General features: G+C 54.6%; 16 protein-coding genes and 2 riboswitches. Of the genes, 13 read left to right on the top strand and 3 right to left on the bottom strand.

Annotated elements, in window-relative coordinates; all coding sequences use genetic code 11:
* Positions 1-64: 64 nt before the first annotated feature.
* Positions 65-880, bottom strand: coding sequence for a DUF2935 domain-containing protein (locus KJS47_RS15480; RefSeq protein WP_213525979.1), 816 nt, complete (start codon positions 878-880; stop codon positions 65-67).
* Positions 881-1,096: 216 nt separating this feature from the next.
* On the opposite strand from KJS47_RS15480, the gene KJS47_RS15475 reads away from it, so the two are divergent.
* From KJS47_RS15475 to KJS47_RS15465, 3 genes are all read left to right on the top strand, one after another.
* A complete protein-coding gene (locus KJS47_RS15475) occupies positions 1,097-1,891 on the top strand; it encodes an alpha/beta hydrolase (RefSeq protein ID WP_213525978.1) in 795 nt (264 codons plus the stop codon).
* A gap of 68 nt (positions 1,892-1,959) precedes the next feature.
* Positions 1,960-2,733, top strand: coding sequence for an SDR family NAD(P)-dependent oxidoreductase (locus tag KJS47_RS15470; protein ID WP_213525977.1), 774 nt, complete (start codon positions 1,960-1,962; stop codon positions 2,731-2,733).
* Positions 2,734-3,051: 318 nt separating this feature from the next.
* Positions 3,052-3,642, top strand: coding sequence for a UxaA family hydrolase (locus KJS47_RS15465; protein ID WP_213525976.1), 591 nt, complete (start codon positions 3,052-3,054; stop codon positions 3,640-3,642).
* A gap of 118 nt (positions 3,643-3,760) precedes the next feature.
* Here the strand turns inward: KJS47_RS15465 and KJS47_RS15460 are convergent, their stop codons facing one another.
* Positions 3,761-4,639 (bottom strand): VOC family protein, encoded by an 879-nt coding sequence (locus KJS47_RS15460; RefSeq protein WP_213525975.1) that lies wholly within the window; start codon positions 4,637-4,639, stop codon positions 3,761-3,763.
* Between the two features lie 84 nt (positions 4,640-4,723).
* A complete protein-coding gene (locus tag KJS47_RS15455; protein WP_213525974.1) occupies positions 4,724-5,767 on the bottom strand; it encodes a serine hydrolase domain-containing protein in 1,044 nt (347 codons plus the stop codon).
* Positions 5,768-6,107: 340 nt separating this feature from the next.
* Between KJS47_RS15455 and KJS47_RS15450 the strand changes: the two genes are divergently transcribed.
* The 10 genes from KJS47_RS15450 (at position 6,108) to KJS47_RS15410 (ending at position 15,227) form a co-directional block, all read left to right on the top strand.
* Entirely contained in the window at positions 6,108-6,578 is a 471-nt protein-coding gene (locus KJS47_RS15450) for an NUDIX domain-containing protein (protein ID WP_213525973.1), read from the top strand.
* A gap of 195 nt (positions 6,579-6,773) precedes the next feature.
* Positions 6,774-7,607 carry a YwmB family TATA-box binding protein gene (locus KJS47_RS15445; protein WP_213525972.1) on the top strand — a complete coding sequence of 278 codons (834 nt, stop codon included), beginning with the start codon at positions 6,774-6,776 and terminating at the stop codon, positions 7,605-7,607.
* 268 nt (positions 7,608-7,875) lie between these two features.
* A riboswitch (cyclic di-GMP riboswitch) is annotated at positions 7,876-7,959 on the top strand.
* Between the two features lie 83 nt (positions 7,960-8,042).
* A complete protein-coding gene (locus KJS47_RS15440) occupies positions 8,043-8,258 on the top strand; it encodes a hypothetical protein (RefSeq protein ID WP_213525971.1) in 216 nt (71 codons plus the stop codon).
* A gap of 419 nt (positions 8,259-8,677) precedes the next feature.
* Positions 8,678-8,761: riboswitch (cyclic di-GMP riboswitch) on the top strand.
* An 86-nt stretch (positions 8,762-8,847) separates the two neighbouring features.
* Complete coding sequence (locus tag KJS47_RS24270; RefSeq protein ID WP_283772084.1) at positions 8,848-8,970, top strand: hypothetical protein; 123 nt, start codon at positions 8,848-8,850, stop codon at positions 8,968-8,970.
* A 16-nt stretch (positions 8,971-8,986) separates the two neighbouring features.
* Complete coding sequence (locus KJS47_RS15435) at positions 8,987-9,394, top strand: hypothetical protein (RefSeq protein WP_213525970.1); 408 nt, start codon at positions 8,987-8,989, stop codon at positions 9,392-9,394.
* Positions 9,395-9,444: 50 nt separating this feature from the next.
* A complete protein-coding gene (locus KJS47_RS15430; RefSeq protein ID WP_213525969.1) occupies positions 9,445-11,274 on the top strand; it encodes a polysaccharide biosynthesis protein in 1,830 nt (609 codons plus the stop codon).
* A gap of 399 nt (positions 11,275-11,673) precedes the next feature.
* Complete coding sequence (galU, locus tag KJS47_RS15425) at positions 11,674-12,567, top strand: UTP--glucose-1-phosphate uridylyltransferase GalU (protein ID WP_283772083.1); 894 nt, start codon at positions 11,674-11,676, stop codon at positions 12,565-12,567.
* A complete protein-coding gene (locus KJS47_RS15420; protein WP_249716424.1) occupies positions 12,560-13,144 on the top strand; it encodes a sugar transferase in 585 nt (194 codons plus the stop codon). The genes galU and KJS47_RS15420 overlap by 8 nt, the downstream gene beginning before the upstream one ends.
* Before the next feature lie 27 nt (positions 13,145-13,171).
* Positions 13,172-14,140, top strand: a complete 969-nt coding sequence (locus KJS47_RS15415) for a glycosyltransferase family 2 protein (RefSeq protein WP_213525968.1) — start codon at positions 13,172-13,174, stop codon at positions 14,138-14,140.
* Positions 14,097-15,227, top strand: coding sequence for a glycosyltransferase family 1 protein (locus KJS47_RS15410; RefSeq protein WP_213525967.1), 1,131 nt, complete (start codon positions 14,097-14,099; stop codon positions 15,225-15,227). The genes KJS47_RS15415 and KJS47_RS15410 overlap by 44 nt, the downstream gene beginning before the upstream one ends.
* Positions 15,228-15,275: the final 48 nt, after the last annotated feature.

The raw sequence follows: 15,275 nt of genomic DNA, 5'->3' as shown, positions 1-15,275 counted from the left end.
TGGGAACTTCGTGCGGTGTGGAATGTACTGGTTCCTGCTACTTCCTCCCGCGCTCCCGCGTGCTCTAATGCCCGCTCACTCCCTGATTCCCTTTCCCTGTCAGCGCTGCTTCGAATTCGTCGATGATCATCAGGAAATGATTCGCTTCCCGGAAGACGTGGTCGGCGAGCAGAGGATGGATAATACTTTTGATCTTGCATTGCTCGATCAGATCGCGGGCGGTTTTCTTGAAATCCCTCAGCGAGACGACGGAGACCCGATTCTGGTCTAGGAACTGGCTCAGCAGAGGAACCGTTTGAGATTGGGGACGCATAGAGTCCAGGTCGACCGCCTGGTACAGCAATTGGTCGAACTCCTGGCTGAACTCTCTCGCCTGATCGACGAGCTTGCGTTCGGACGGATCCAGGAGATGCCCGATGAACTTGGCATGATCCGCCATGATGCGCAGGAAGAACACATTCTCGTCGATGATCGCGTCGGGCAGAGGCTCCAGCCTGCCCTGGTTCAGCTCAGCAAGCCGGTTCCGGAAGTAATTGGCCTCCCGGCTGATATGGTCGACGAGCAAAGGAAAGTTGTTCTGTCCGGGCAGCTGGCAGGTCAGAATAAGGCCCAGCACCTTGCGTTTGAAGGCCCAGATGTGGGCGGCCGCCGAATACACTTCATTGTTGAACTCCCGGATCACCGCCGGATCCGTGTTGACCCCGAACGAGTAAGCTTGTTGTTCGATCTTCTCAAACAAGTAGAAGAATTGATTGGCCTCCTGGATCAGTTGGGTATCCTCCCTTCGGAAGCCCAATCCCAGGAAAAACGAGTGTTCCTTCATAATCCGGGACCAGAACCGGATTTCTTCCAGTGACTGGCTAACAAAAGCATCCGACATAGACCCACCTCCATCGTCCTCTTGGTTATCTGTATGGCGGCACGGCTTGACCCAATACCTGGTTCTCCTTTCTTCCCGCCGGACAGACACTTGCAATTCAGGTAGGGCGGAGGTAAGGTAAAAGCAGGAAATGGAAGCGCTAGCAGGAATGCCGCCAGGCATCCGTACCGGCGTGAAAGAAAGAGTCATTCTGCATCGCCCGGAGGGAAGACGACCTTGACCGAATCGATTGTGCTCTGGCCGGACGGCGCGCCCCAGGCCGCCGGCCGGGAAGAGGAAGATTGCCCGCGCCTCGAGCTTTATCCGCTCGCGGGCGAGGGCCCGCACCCCGCCGTCGTCATCTGTCCCGGCGGGGGATACCAGCGCCGCGCGCCCCATGAGGGCGAGCCCGTGGCGCGCTGGCTGAATGCGGCCGGCATCGCCGCATTCGTGCTTCATTACCGGGTAGCGCCGTACCGCTACCCGAGCGCGCTTCAGGATGCCCGGCGCGCGATCCGCCTCGTCCGCCACCATGCGGCGGACTGGGGAGTGGATCCTGCGCGTGTCGGCATTCTGGGGTTCTCCGCCGGCGGCCATCTAGCGGCCGCCACAGCGACGGGGACGGAGGCGGAGGAATCGCCTCCAGTGGACGCCGCGGATGGGCAGAGCGGCCGGCCGGACGTGCAGGTGCTGGCGTACCCGGTAATCTCCTTCGGGGAGTTCCGGCACCAGGGCTCGCTGGATCGGCTGCTCGGCCCGGAGCCGGAGGAGACGCTGGTCCGCCAGCTGTCCGCCGAGAACCGGGTGACCGGGGACACGCCGCCGGCGTTTCTCTGGCACACGGCCGACGATGCGAGCGTGCCGGTGGAGAACAGCCTGCTCTACGCGATGGCGCTCGGCCGCAGCGGCGTTCCGTATGAGCTGCATGTGTTCCCGAGCGGGCGGCACGGCCTCGGGCTCGCCGGCGAGCATCCGCACGCCGCGCAGTGGACGGGGCTGTGCGAGAGGTGGCTGCGGCAGCAGGGGTTCTAGACGGGCCGTCCGCTCCCGCGGAGGGACGGCGCAGGACGCACGTATACCTGAGGAAGAGAGGGATAGGGATGAGACTGCAGGACAAAGTCTGCCTGATCACCGGCTCGGGGTCCGGCATCGGGCAAAGCACCGCATTCTTGTTTGCGTCGGAGCGCGCGGTTGTGATCGTGAACGACCGCGACGAGGCCAAGGGCCGGGAGACCGCCCGCCAGATCGAGGCGGAGGGCGGCGAGGCGATGTTCGTCCAAGGGGACGTGACGAGCGAGCGCGAGATGGAGGCGCTCGCCGAGGCCGTCCTAATGAAGTACGGCCGGGTCGACGTGCTGTTCAACAATGCCGGAATCAGCGGAGTCGGGGCGCTGCACGAGGTGGAGGAGGAGGCATGGGACCGCATCATGGCCGTCAACATCAAGGGCGTCTATTTGGCGTCCAAAGCCGTGCTCCCCTCCATGATGGAGCGCCGCAGCGGCACGATCATCAACATGTCGTCGTGCATCGCCGAGATCGGGCTGGCGCGCCGGGCTTCCTACGCGGCGACCAAGGGAGCCGTGCTCGCCATGACCAAGTCGATGCAGGTCGACTATGCCCCGTATAACATCCGGGTTAACGCGCTGCTCCCCGGCACGATTCTGACGCCGTTCGTGGAGGATTACTTGCGCAAGTCCTATCCCGATCCGGAGGAGGGAATGGCGACGCTTCGCAGCCGCCAGCTGAGCGGCGAGCTCGGCCGCCCGGGGGACGTGGCGAACGCTGCGCTGTTCCTCGCCTCCGACGAGTCCAAGTTCATGATGGGCTCTCCGCTGTACATAGATGGAGGGGTTGTGTTCGGCAAAAACGCCTGACCCCTTAGTCCCGTTAGGCGGCGCTGCCCCGCCCGGGACCGCTGCGTATCCTCTAAGCACACCACGCAGCCGGAGCCCGTTCCCGTTAGCACATTTTTGCAAAAAGCCTGCCGGCCGGCAGGCTTTTTTCTCTTCTGTAATGGCCGGAACCAGCAGGATTCGTGTAGGCTAGTAGGCGCTTTCTTTAGCGAATATGACGAAATTAGCAAATTCATGCAACCAAAGTCCTATTAGCGGGGTATTAATGGTATATAGGAACAATTGGAAGAGTTAGTACGAATGGAGTGGCAAGCCACATTTTACAGGCAGGTGAACAGCATGATGCAACCAAAAGCCGCCGGTACCCGGAAGTCGATGCCGACCCCGCGCGTTCCCGCAGCTGCAGACGAGCAGAGTTTGGCGGCAGGCACCGCCTCGGAGCAGCTCCCGCACAACGAGAACAGCATAGGGCAACAGAGAGATTCCCTTCCATCCCCTGAGGGTGATCGGCTGGGAACGGATCAGGAAGGGACGGGCAGGAAGCGGGTGCTTGTACTGCCGACCGTCGTCTGCGCCAATCCGCTCTGCGCCCGCATCAGCCAGATGGCGCCGGGCACGATCGTCTTCGAGCACCAGCTCGGCTGTGGACAGCTGGAGGCCGGACGGCGGGATGCGTTTGGCGAGCTTGTCCGGCAAGCAGCCCGCCCCGAGGTCGGCAGCGTGCTGATCATCAGCCATGGCTGCGAAGTGATAAATCCGTACGAGCTGGAAGAGGAGATCGGCCGGCTGGGCAAGCCGGTCGAGGTTCTGGACATTCTGACGGCGGGAGGCTCGGTCAAGACGCTGCGAGCCGGTGCGGAGATGGCCCGGCGGATGCAGGAGGCGCTGGACCGCGGGGCTTTGTTACAGACGGGGACAGGACATGCGTGAGCGTTCCGAGTCTGGGAAGCCGATGCAGCGGACTTTTTGAACCGATACGGTTACACCACCCGATAAATAACGACAGGGTCACTTCCTTTTCATTGGGAAGTGACCCTTTTTCGAAAGATCAGACGAAGCTGCTAACGTTGAACCGGTTGCCGTCCCGGTCATACAAGTGGAACAGGGCCAGCCCCCGGCCGGTGAAGCCACCCATTTCGCCGACCATGACTCCGCTGTCCTTCAGGAATTGGTAGTACGCGAAAAACGCGTCCCGGCCCTGGACGAAGCAGGTTGGCCGAACCGGTCCGTCGACTGGGCCGGTATAGGCACCGGGCGGGAGCGACTCGAGGATCCACAGCGATTTGCCGTCCGGGTGATGGTTGACCCCTAACGACATCACGGCATAGCCCTCCTCGCGATGCACCGCCTCTACCTGCATCCCTATGTACCGCTCGTACCACGGGACCGCCTCGTCCAGATGGCTGACCCCGATCCGGACGCAGACGTCCTCGTTGGGGCCGCAAGGGGGGAGCGGGACGGGAGAGGGCGCCTGCTCCTCCACGAAGGCTATGCGGGTACCCTCCGCCGTCAGCCACGCATCGAAATACCGGTGGCCGCCAGGACCGGCATAGAGGTCGGTGACGCGAACCCCTCGCCCCTCAAGAGCCGAGCGGGTCTGCTCGAGGTCCGCCGCCCGCAGACAGAGCCGAACGTGTGGATCGACTGTTCCGCGCTCCGCGTAGTGATAAGGCAGGCGCTGACTGGTGACGGAGGACGTGAGCCACAGGCCTCTGCCCATATGTGTCATTTTGCCCTGGGCCGCTCTAGGGTCGGGCTTCCAGCTCTCCTGCTGGCGCACGCTCCAGCCTAGATTTGTTTCGTACCAGCGGACCGCTTCCTCATGGTAATCGTAGAGAACGTCGATACTGCCGCCGTCGTACAGCAAATCCGGGACTACCCGGCCGCTGCCCACGACCGGCTCCGTATGCACAAGCTGCTCGTTCACGGAAATTCCTCCCTCGATCGAGATTCGATTCGAGGAAGGATTCGGCAGCGTTGGTGGGGTTTCCTTCCATATACTGGGCGAACTTTACTGCGAAGCCAGCGCGAGCCGCATGGACAAGCGAATGGGAAGGGCGGGGTTCGCCATCTGATTCAGATCACCGACCAGATACAGCTCCCGCTGCGGATAATAAAAGGCAAAGGAGCCCGTCGAGCCGGAGTGGCCCAGGAGGTCTCCCTTCTCGGCGAAGGGCATGAGGAGGCCGCCGAGGGCGACCCGCATGAACCCGCCCCCGTAGTGGAGCGGCCCCATTCTCAGCTGCAGCCGGTTGTAAGTCATGAGCTTGCCGAGAATGTCCCGGTCGAACAGCCGGCCGCTCCAGAACCCTTTGAGGAAAACCATCATCTCCCGGGCGGTCGAGACGGCGCCGCCGCTTGCCCGGCAGCTGCGGATGAACTGCGGCCGTTTCAGCACCTGGCCGCGGCAGTAGAGGGAAGGAATCGCCTCGTCCCCCGTATGCGGCAGATAGGTCTGTTCGAGACCCAACGGGGCGAAGATCAGCTGCTCGTAGGCTTCCGCCAGCGGCAGGTCCGTCACCTTTTCGATGACTTCTCCCAGCAGATCGAAGTTGATGTTGTTGTAATAGGCTTTGCCTTTGGTGCGCGGAGCGAAGTGAGGGGGGAGGGCTTTGGTCCATTGAAGGAGCTCGTCGAACGTATAAGCGAAGTCCTCCCGGATGACGGCGCGTTTAAGCGAATCCTTCTTTTCCTCGTACTTGTCGGGCAGGCCGCTCACCTGGAACAGCAGGTCCGACAGGGTAAGGGCGGAGGAGTAGTCCTGTCCCTTGTACCGGTGCAGTCCTTCCAGCAGGGACGGGGCGAAATAAGCGGACAGCGGGTCGTCCAGCGACAGCTTGCCCCGCTCTCGCAGCGTGAGGAGGCAGCTCGTCGTGAACAGCTTGGTGATGCTGGCCATGAGCAGCGGGGAATCCACCTCTTTGCCGGCATAGCCCCGGCTCCAGGAGAAGGAGCCGTCAGCTGTCTCGAGGAGAACGGCGCCTTCGTGCAGAAGCGGGGAGGCCATCGTCTTGTCGAAGATGGCTTCATAGGTTTTGGCTTTGGTAGCGTCCATGGGAAGTTCCTTTCATCAGGAAGGCTCGCGATGCGAATGAGAGATTTTTCTATTTTATCGGATGCCGGAGCTTTGCCGGTAAAAGGGAGAGCCGCTGCCAGGCGGTTTCTGGCAGAGCTTACCCCAGGGGTTCCAGCTTCCCGAAGCCTTCGTCGCGCAGAGACTGTTCAATTCGCTTGCGGATCGCTTCGATCTTGTGTCATTTACCTTAATTTGTCAATTGACCTGGACAAGATAGTTTATCAAAAGACAACAAAAAAAGGCCCGCGAGAGCCCTGACAGGGATCCGGTGATTCGCCATCGAAATAGAGATCCATTACGACCTGGGAGAGTGTTGTTTGTGGAAGCCAAATTTTATTATAGAAGCCCCGAAGCTCCGACCCCTAACCAACCAATGAGTATAGGGGTGGTGGCATTCATCAAAAGTAACGACTGCCTCTTATTAGAAAGACGAATGGACAGCGAGAGATGGGCATTTATTGGAGGGGCCATCCAAATGGATGAAGATCTAGTGGAAGGGCTCAAACGCGAAGTAAAAGAGGAAACGGGCCTAAACGTACGGGACGTTAACCTGTTTGGTACCTTTTCCGACCCTTCCAGAATCATTGCATTTCCGGATGGGAATGTGAAGCGGATTATTACGCTCGCTTATGAGGTGGAGGTAGAAGAGGATAACGAGCTAGTTTGCAGTGAAGAATCGAGAGAGCTTAGGTTCCTTTCAAAGGAAGAGCTGGATAAGATTCATCTAGCAGAAACGCATATTCCCATCCTACGAGCTTATCTGGACAAGGAAAGGATCGTATTGGAATGATCGGTCTACCATTCTAAAGGACAAGTGGGCAGAAAATCCCTAATCGAATTAACGCGTCGGCAATATCCCTAGTGGTGGTGACGATCATAACTCCCCTCCTTTTGCAGCTTGGCCTTCTCCATGTATATTCTTTCTCCCTTCCGGCTATCCTGTTACTAGATTGCTAGATTCGGATGAAGAAAGGGGTTCTCTCCCATGAGCCAAGCCGTCCGCCTCCCCGCCGCCGCTCCCACCATTCCGGCCAAGCCCGCCGGCCTTCGCCGGCTCGGCCTCGCCGTCTTCGCCGCCGCAGCCGCACTCGTCTTCGCGCTGCAGGGTGCGCTGCCGTCCGCTCCGGCGGCGGCTGAGGCGGACCGTGACCTCGCCGCCGTGTGGGCGCTGTCCCGCACGGTGCTGCGGGACGACGCTCCCGCGCGGCTCGTCGTCCGCCACGCCGCCGAGCTGGCTGCCGTACCGGCGGAGCTGCCGGCGCTCGGCGACCGGCTCGCCGCCGGCCTCGGGCTCGCGGCGGGCGAGCTCAGCCGCCGCGCGGACGGCGGGGCCGCCTACACTGCGGCGGCCGAAGCGGACGGCGGCACCGTCACCCTGCGGCTGCTGCCTATGAACGAACGGTCGGTCTTCGTGACCGTTCAGTACGAGGCAGCCGAGCAGGCGGCGCTGCGCCCGGCCCGCGCCTGGCAGGCCGCCGCAGAGAGCGCGCTGCGGGCGGCGGGCATCCGCCCGGCCTGGAGCGTGCAGGTGCAGGGCGAGCTGAACGCCGCCCTGACACCAGACATCGCCGCCGCGCGGAACGACGACAGCCTGGGCCTGGGCGCTTTTTGGCGGCAGCTCGAGGACGGGCTCGGCGCCAAGCCGGTGGAGCGCTACACGGACGCGGCGACGGAGAGCCGCTCTTACCGGGCTCCGCAATTCGAGGCGTCGGTGCTCAGCGGCGGCCGCCCGATCGGCTTCCAGGCGGCGGTTCATCGGACGACGGAGGGGTTGTGGCGGGTCACCGTGGGCACGCCGGTGCTGACCCTAGAATACTAATTTTTCAGGACTCAGCGAGGGAGGTTGGAGGGGAGAAGGGGCAGGAGTATATCCTAAGTCCCGCTTTTCCTTCAAATTTAAGATAAAATCGCCAAAATAGAGAGGGTCTAAGGACATTGATAAAATTCTTCTTTCGGGAGGGTCCATTCAGGAAACTTTTTTTGGGTGGTCAAACGAGAAAAACATAATATAATGGGAATATATTGAAAGAGCAAACCTGAAGCAGCGCAAGAAACCGGCCCCACCCATGTAGGGCGGCCCGGGTTTAACTTAATAGGGGAGCGTTGAAGTCTACTCTGTATATGGGCACTTGGGGTAGATGGAGCTACTAGTGCAACCGACCATCTTTCAGAACCTTGAAAGGTGGTTTTCTGTTTATTTAACCTTGTCTGATCAGGTAGCGGGTCTACACTATAGTCCGGAAGGTGATTGAGAATGAGTCGGTACATTGAGAATGACTCCGAGTTTGTGTTGGCGATCGTGCTGAAGCATCCTGTTTCAATCTGGAATAATGAGCACCTGATCGATACGGGCGGTCACGTGGAGTGGGTAACGCCCAAGACGGTCCGAATCAACAGCCAGGCATATCCACGGGAATTCTACCAATTCCGGGTGGAGCAGCAGCAGGTCGCCAAGGGCATTACGTCCTAGTCTCCCGGGCATCCGGTTAATCGAATAACGCGAAGCGGACGCATGTGTCCCTTCCTTCGACAATGAAACCTCGGCGGGCGGTCCTGCTGGGGTTTTTGCGTATTTGGCGCTCTTTGTCGAAAGATATTTGGGGTCTTTCGTCATAGTTCTATATAACTTCGAGGGCAGTGGACGAATTTGGGTGGGTCGGAGAGAGGATTTTTTTGATTTACGGACAAAAAGCTTTTGGCCGAGAATACGGGACAATCCGCGCCAGATCGCCACTTTTCTGGATTTGTTTACACCATATTCCAGAAGAATCGGGACGTGTAGCACGTTTTTGTAAAAAAAAGTTGCGTAGGTCCCAAATTTCGACAAAAAATCATGCCTTTCTTCCTATATAATAAAGGAAGAATTTTCCGATGGATAACTTATACAATTTAAAATATGGGAGCGTTGAAGTCTACTCTGTATCTGGGCACTTGGGGTAGATGGAGCTAGTAGTGCAACCGACCATCTTTTTTCGCATACGCGGGAGGAGGTGGTTTTTTTATGGGACTCGCCATCGCACATGTCGAAGTGAGGAGGAACCAGGATGCCCTTAATTCCGATGAAAAGGATATGGACGCCGCTCGAGCTGGCTGGGATTCAGCTCTACTACGCCGAGGACCGCCACTGGTACATGAAGCGTAGAGGCAAACCGATCAAGCGCCTGTTTAACAAATCCAGATGACATTGAGGGTGAGAAGATGAAAGGATTCTGCAAGATCGACGGCTGTGAGAAGAAAGTGAAGGCGAAAGGTTTGTGCTCCATGCATCATCAGCGCTGGTGGCGCAACGGCGATCCGCTGTTCCTGAAGCAGCAGATCAAGAAGATTTGCAAGGAAGAGGGCTGCGGCGAGCTCGCCAAGTGCAAGGGCTACTGCACCGTGCATTACGCGCGCTGGCGCAAGTACGGCGATCCGCAGCAAGTGCGCCAGGTTATCGCTACCTGCACGGTCGAGGGCTGTGACAAGAAGCACCGCGCTCGCGGCATGTGCGCGTCGCACTACCAGATTTGGTCGCGCCGCAACGCAGCGGAGAATAGAAAGCTGAAGGCACTCAAGCCATGGATGACGGTTCCCGCTCATCCGGTTCCGATAGAGGTTGTAAGATGAGATCGGCAGTCCTGGGCGGGCTGCGCGAACAGTAGGGGGAAGGAAAGCAAGTGAGCTATTCCAAACGATTGTTTCTATTAATAAGCATGGATTCGGCCATTGTCCTCATGTCCATCTATCTGTGCACATTCATCCTCGTGCCGTCAATCTCGGGGTTTAGCCCGGTCCTCGCTGTCAGCGCAGCCGTCCTGCTGCTCGCCCATCATGTGTTCGCTCACCGCTACAAGCTGTACAAGCGAGTGTGGCGGTACGCGAGCGTGGGCGAGCTGATCGCCATCAGCAAGGCGGTGACCTATTCGATCCTCGCCGCGGCTATTGCGCAGCTCGCTGTGAGCGGTCACATCTATGTGAGAACGCTGTTCGTCACCTGGATGATGCATCTTCTGCTGATCGGAGGGCTTCGGTTTGCCTGGCGGCTGCTCCGGGATACGTATACGAAGGAGCTGCCCGGCAAGCAGAAGGCCCTGATCGTCGGAGCCGGCTCGGCGGGCTCTCTCATCGCGCGTCAGCTCAAGCACAAGCCCGATTCCGAGCTGTATCCGGTGGCGTTCATCGACGACGATGCGAGCAAGCATCAGCTGGAGGTGTGCGGCATGCCGGTCGTGGGCGGGCGGGACCAGATCGAGGAAACGGTCAACCGGCTCGGCATCTCCCATATCCTCGTCGCTATCCCTTCACTGCGTAAGGGGGACCTGAACGCCATCGTCCAGGCATGCAGCAAGACCAGCGCCAAGGTGCAGATCGTGCCGATGCTCGACGACCTCGTGAGGGGCAAAGTCTCCCTGAACGAGCTGAGGGATGTGCAGGTCGAGGATCTGCTCGGCCGCGATCCGGTCGAGCTCGATACGCAGGCTATTGAAGAATACATAACCGGCAGCACTGTCCTCGTGACCGGAGCAGGTGGCTCGATCGGGTCCGAGATTTGCCGCCAGGTTAGCTCCTTCTCTCCGGCCAAGCTCATTCTGCTCGGGCACGGGGAGAACAGCATCTATGCGATTGAGATGGAGCTTCTCCGGACATTTGGCAGGGAGATGGAGATCGTCACCGAGATCGCGGATGTCCAGGATCGGGACAAGCTCATCCAGGTTATGCTGAAGCATCACCCCCGGGTCGTTTTCCATGCCGCTGCGCACAAGCATGTGCCGCTCATGGAGCGCAATCCCGAGGAAGCGATCAAGAACAACATTCTCGGTACGCGGAATGCCGCCGAAGCGGCCCATGCGACAGGCGTCGAGACGTTCGTCATGATCTCAACGGACAAGGCGGTCAATCCGACGAGCGTCATGGGAGCGTCCAAGCGAATTGCGGAGATGCTCATTCAGAACCTCGACCGCACCAGCAATACGCGGTTCGTCGCCGTCCGCTTCGGCAACGTTCTCGGCAGCCGGGGGAGTGTCATCCCGCTGTTCAAGGAGCAGATCCGCCGAGGCGGTCCCTTGACGGTGACCCATCCGGAGATGGAACGCTACTTCATGACCATCCCCGAGGCGTCGCGTCTCGTGCTGCAGGCCGGCGCTTTGGCGCGTGGCGGCGAGATCTTCGTGCTCGACATGGGCGAGCCGGTCAAGATCGTCGACCTGGCCGCCAACCTGATCCGGCTCTCCGGCTTCGAGATCGAGGAGATCGGCATTACGTTCAGCGGCATGAGGCCGGGCGAGAAGCTGTTCGAGGAGCTGCTGAACGAGAACGAAGTGCATGAGGAGCAGGTTTATCCCAAAATCTACCGGGGCAAGGCCGCCCTTCCGTCGGAATTTACCGTAGTTCAAGAGATACTGACACAGTACAAGCAGTGGGATGCCCCCACGACCCGGCAGCGCCTGTTAGCGGCGGCCGGCGGGAGCGCTCCCGCATCTGCACCTGAACCGGTTCCGCTTGGCTGACAATGCAACATGAGAACCAAATAGTCCTATTCAACCTACCTATCAGTATGGTAATATTTTCAATAGTCTAGTTTGTTAGACCTATGACATCCCTACCAGGTTGGGTCTTGAAGGACAGGTCAAGTCTGCTGTACCTCTATCACGGCGGGCACTCGGTTATGCTGTGGGCGGAAGAACCGCCTTAGACGTGGATCGTCATGGGTATAATGTGAGGCTGGGTTCAATGCCCGTGTAGAAATGCCGTTTTTATTGCATAAATACAGGGGAATCAACCTTGGCAAGAGAGACAAGGCGCTTGTTTCTGTTGCCGAGGTTGATTTTTTGTTGTGGGGAGAGATGACGCGAAAGAGCCCATATCCCGCTTAGCGGGACGATCTGAACAAAAAAGGAGAATCGATCATGAAAGTACGCAAGGCCATCATCCCGGCAGCGGGACTCGGCACCCGGTTCCTGCCGGCAACCAAGGCAATGCCCAAGGAAATGCTGCCAATCGTAGACAAACCGACCATCCAATACATAGTGGAGGAGGCTGTCGCGTCCGGCATTGAAGATATCATCATTGTGACAGGCAAGAGCAAGAGGGCCATCGAGGACCACTTCGATACATCGTTCGAGCTGGAGCAGAATCTGATGGACAAGGGAAAGCTGGAGCTGCTGAGCGAGGTGCGCAAATCCTCGCATATGGCGGATATTCATTATATCCGGCAGAAGGAGCCGAAAGGACTCGGCCACGCTATCTGGTGCGCACGCAAATTCATCGGTAACGAACCGTTCGCCGTCCTGCTTGGTGACGATATCGTGCAGGCAGACAAGCCGTGCTTGAAGCAGATGATCGAGGTGTTCGACCGCTATCGCTCTTCAATCGTAGGGGTACAGCAGGTACCGGAGCAGGACGTCTCCCGGTATGGCATCGTGGACGCACAGCAAATGCAAGATCGGCTCTACAGCGTGCTTGGCCTAGTCGAGAAGCCGAAGCAAGAGGAGGCTCCCTCGAACCTGGCCATCCTCGGACGCTATATCCTCACACCGAGGATCTTCGACATCCTTGAGAGCCAGGAAACCGGAGCTGGCGGCGAGATCCAACTGACGGACGCGATCTCCACCCTTAACCAGCACGAGGCTGTTTACGCCTATGACTTCGAGGGTGTTCGCTACGACGTAGGAGAGAAGATGGGGTTTATTAAGACGACGATTGAGTTTGCGCTGCAGCATGCGGAGCTGCGCGAGGAACTGTTGGCATATTTGGGTCAGATAGAGAGAGACCGGAAGCGGGAGGGACATTACGTTGTATAGGAGTTTTGGCAAGAGGATATTTGACATTCTCCTTTCCCTAGTTGGCATTCTTGTTTTGTCTCCGATCTTTCTGCTGTTGATCCTTCTGATCAAGCTGGATTCCAGCGGGCCGGTCTTCTTCAAACAAAGAAGAATGGGCAGGCACAAGCAAGAATTTAACATTCTCAAATTTCGCACTATGAAAGTCGATACACCTAGCAATACACCGACTCATCTTCTAGAAAATCCAGATCTATACATCACCAAGCTAGGAAGACTTCTGAGGAAATCGAGTCTGGACGAACTGCCGCAGCTCATTAATATCTTGATGGGTGAAATGAGCGTTGTGGGACCAAGGCCGGCGCTCTGGAATCAGTATGATCTCATTGCCGAACGTGACAAATACGGAGCGAACGATATTCGCCCTGGCTTGACCGGATGGGCTCAGGTGAATGGCAGAGATGAAATTTCGTTGGTGCAAAAAGCGTGTTTTGATGGCTCGTATTGCAACAATACAACCTTAAAGTTCGACATTAAAATACTTCTAATTACCATCATTAATATAGTTAAATCCGAGGGAGTAAAAGAAGGCGTTTAAAAACACATTAGTAAAAAAGGTGACTATATGAATAGTAAAGTAAGTATAATAATCCCAACTTTTCGAAGGGTTGCTCCTCTTCGAAGAGCTATAGAATCAGTCATTAATCAAACATATACAAATATTGAGATAATAATAGTAGATGATAATGAGAAAGAGAGCAGTTACAGGAAAGAGGTTAATCAAATTATTGAAGAATATCAACAAAAATTTAATAATATCCTCTATATAAAAAATAAGAAGAACTTAGGATCAGCACAGACTAGGAATATCGGAATAGAGACATCGAAGGGGGATTTTATTACCTTTTTAGATGACGATGATATCTATTTGCCAGATAAAATAAAGAATCAATTAACGTATATGTTAGAGAATAACTTGGAAATGAGTTTCGCGGATTTATGTCTTATGAACGAAAGGGATAGAATTGTAGGTTATAGAACTAAAAATAGGCTTAAGAGTTTGGAACATAGCAATTTAATGAAATACCATCTTAAGCATCATATAACAGGAACTAATACTTTTATGTTTAAAAGGGATCTTATCACAAGAATCAACGGATTTGATTTAATCGATGTTGGTGATGAATTCTACTTAATGCTTAAAACTATACAAAGTGGTGCACGAATAGGTTATTTGCAAAGATGTGATGTGATTTGCTGCGTCCATAATAATGATGGGGGGTTGTCCACAGGCCATAAAAAAATTGAGGGAGAAAACTATTTGCATAAATGTAAAAAGAAATTTTTTAATATGTTAACATTTAGTGAAAAGCGATACATTAATTTCAGGCACTATGCTGTTCTTACATATGTAAATCTAAAGAGAAAAAGACTGATGCCTGCAACCAAATATGGAATAATTACCGTTATGTTTTATTGCGACATCATTATAAACGAAGGTTATATTATCATGAAAAGTAGATTAAGTCGTAGATTGGCAGGTAGAGAAAATGAACAAGCCCATAAAGGTACTGCAGTTTGGAATGACATATAATGCCGGTGGGGTTGAAAGTTTTATAATGAACTATTTTAGAAACTTAAACCCGAATAGAATTAAGACTGACTTTATTAATATGTATTCAAGCATAGCATACCAAGAAGAAATAAAGGAATTAGGGGGAGAAATATATAATGTTACACATTTTATGAAAAACCCCATTAAAAATTACGTTCAAATCAAAAGGTTAATTAGGAAAAATAATTACGACATTATACATGTTAATATGCTTTCAGCTGCTTATATTTCTCCATTATTAGCGGCAAAAAGGTGTGGGGTTAAATGCATAATAGCCCATTCTCACAACTCTTCATCCCCACCGGGTATACTGCGTAAATTTCTCCATTATCTCAATCGGAGGAATGTGAAAAGATACGCAAATTACCACTTAGCTTGTTCAAATGTTGCGGGGGATTGGTTGTTTGGAAAAGTACGACTTAAGACCAATAAAAGCAAACCTCTTTTAATAAACAACGCAATAGAATCGGAAAAATTTCAATTTAACCCGAATACTAGAAGAGATATCAGGGCTGTTCTTGGGATTAAAGACAAATTTGTAATAGGACATGTTGGAAGATTTAGTGAACAAAAAAATCATGAATTCTTAATTGATATTTTTAAAGATATTATTATTAGAAAATCTAATTCTGTATTATTGCTAATTGGAAAAGGTGATATGGAAGAACGTATTCGAAAAAAAGTAATTTCACTTGGCTTAGAAGGTTCAGTTCTTTTTTTAGGAGAGCGTTCTGATATTCATACAATTATGCAAGCGATGGATGTCTTTGTTCTTCCTTCATTATATGAGGGTTTACCAGTGGTTGCTATTGAAGCTCAGGCATCAGGATTAAAGTGTTTTCTCTCCGATTCTATCGCACGGGACAGCGATATTACAGGAGATGTCGAATTTATTACCCTAAATGGATCTACAGAAGACTGGGTTAAAAAGCTTTTACATTATTATAAGGGTTATGAAAGGCAGGATACCCTTAATAAGATAATAGACAAAGGCTATGATATTAAGAATAGTGCTGCATGGTTAGAAAAACTCTATATAACTATTTCAAGAGAAGAGGCCAACTAGCAAGAATCGTGGCTTCAGTAGAAAGATAGAGTTAGGAGTTTAGTTAAA

It is taken from the genome of Paenibacillus sp. J31TS4 (assembly GCF_018403265.1).
Lineage (GTDB): Bacteria > Bacillota > Bacilli > Paenibacillales > NBRC-103111 > J31TS4.
This window is presented reverse-complemented; position numbering and strand designations above follow the sequence as displayed.

Bases quoted from the DNA above. Each gene is read 5' to 3' on its own strand.
- KJS47_RS15480 (WP_213525979.1), bottom strand. From the start codon at position 880: ATGTCGGATGCTTTTGTTAGCCAGTCACTGGAAGAAATCCGGTTCTGG.
- KJS47_RS15470 (WP_213525977.1), top strand. From the start codon at position 1,960: ATGAGACTGCAGGACAAAGTCTGCCTGATCACCGGCTCGGGGTCCGGC.
- KJS47_RS15465 (WP_213525976.1), top strand. From the start codon at position 3,052: ATGATGCAACCAAAAGCCGCCGGTACCCGGAAGTCGATGCCGACCCCG.
- KJS47_RS15455 (WP_213525974.1), bottom strand. From the start codon at position 5,767: ATGGACGCTACCAAAGCCAAAACCTATGAAGCCATCTTCGACAAGACG.
- KJS47_RS15445 (WP_213525972.1), top strand. From the start codon at position 6,774: ATGAGCCAAGCCGTCCGCCTCCCCGCCGCCGCTCCCACCATTCCGGCC.
- KJS47_RS15440 (WP_213525971.1), top strand. From the start codon at position 8,043: ATGAGTCGGTACATTGAGAATGACTCCGAGTTTGTGTTGGCGATCGTG.
- KJS47_RS24270 (WP_283772084.1), top strand. From the start codon at position 8,848: ATGAAAAGGATATGGACGCCGCTCGAGCTGGCTGGGATTCAGCTCTAC.
- KJS47_RS15435 (WP_213525970.1), top strand. From the start codon at position 8,987: ATGAAAGGATTCTGCAAGATCGACGGCTGTGAGAAGAAAGTGAAGGCG.
- galU (WP_283772083.1), top strand. From the start codon at position 11,674: ATGAAAGTACGCAAGGCCATCATCCCGGCAGCGGGACTCGGCACCCGG.
- KJS47_RS15415 (WP_213525968.1), top strand. From the start codon at position 13,172: ATGAATAGTAAAGTAAGTATAATAATCCCAACTTTTCGAAGGGTTGCT.
- KJS47_RS15410 (WP_213525967.1), top strand. From the start codon at position 14,097: ATGAACAAGCCCATAAAGGTACTGCAGTTTGGAATGACATATAATGCC.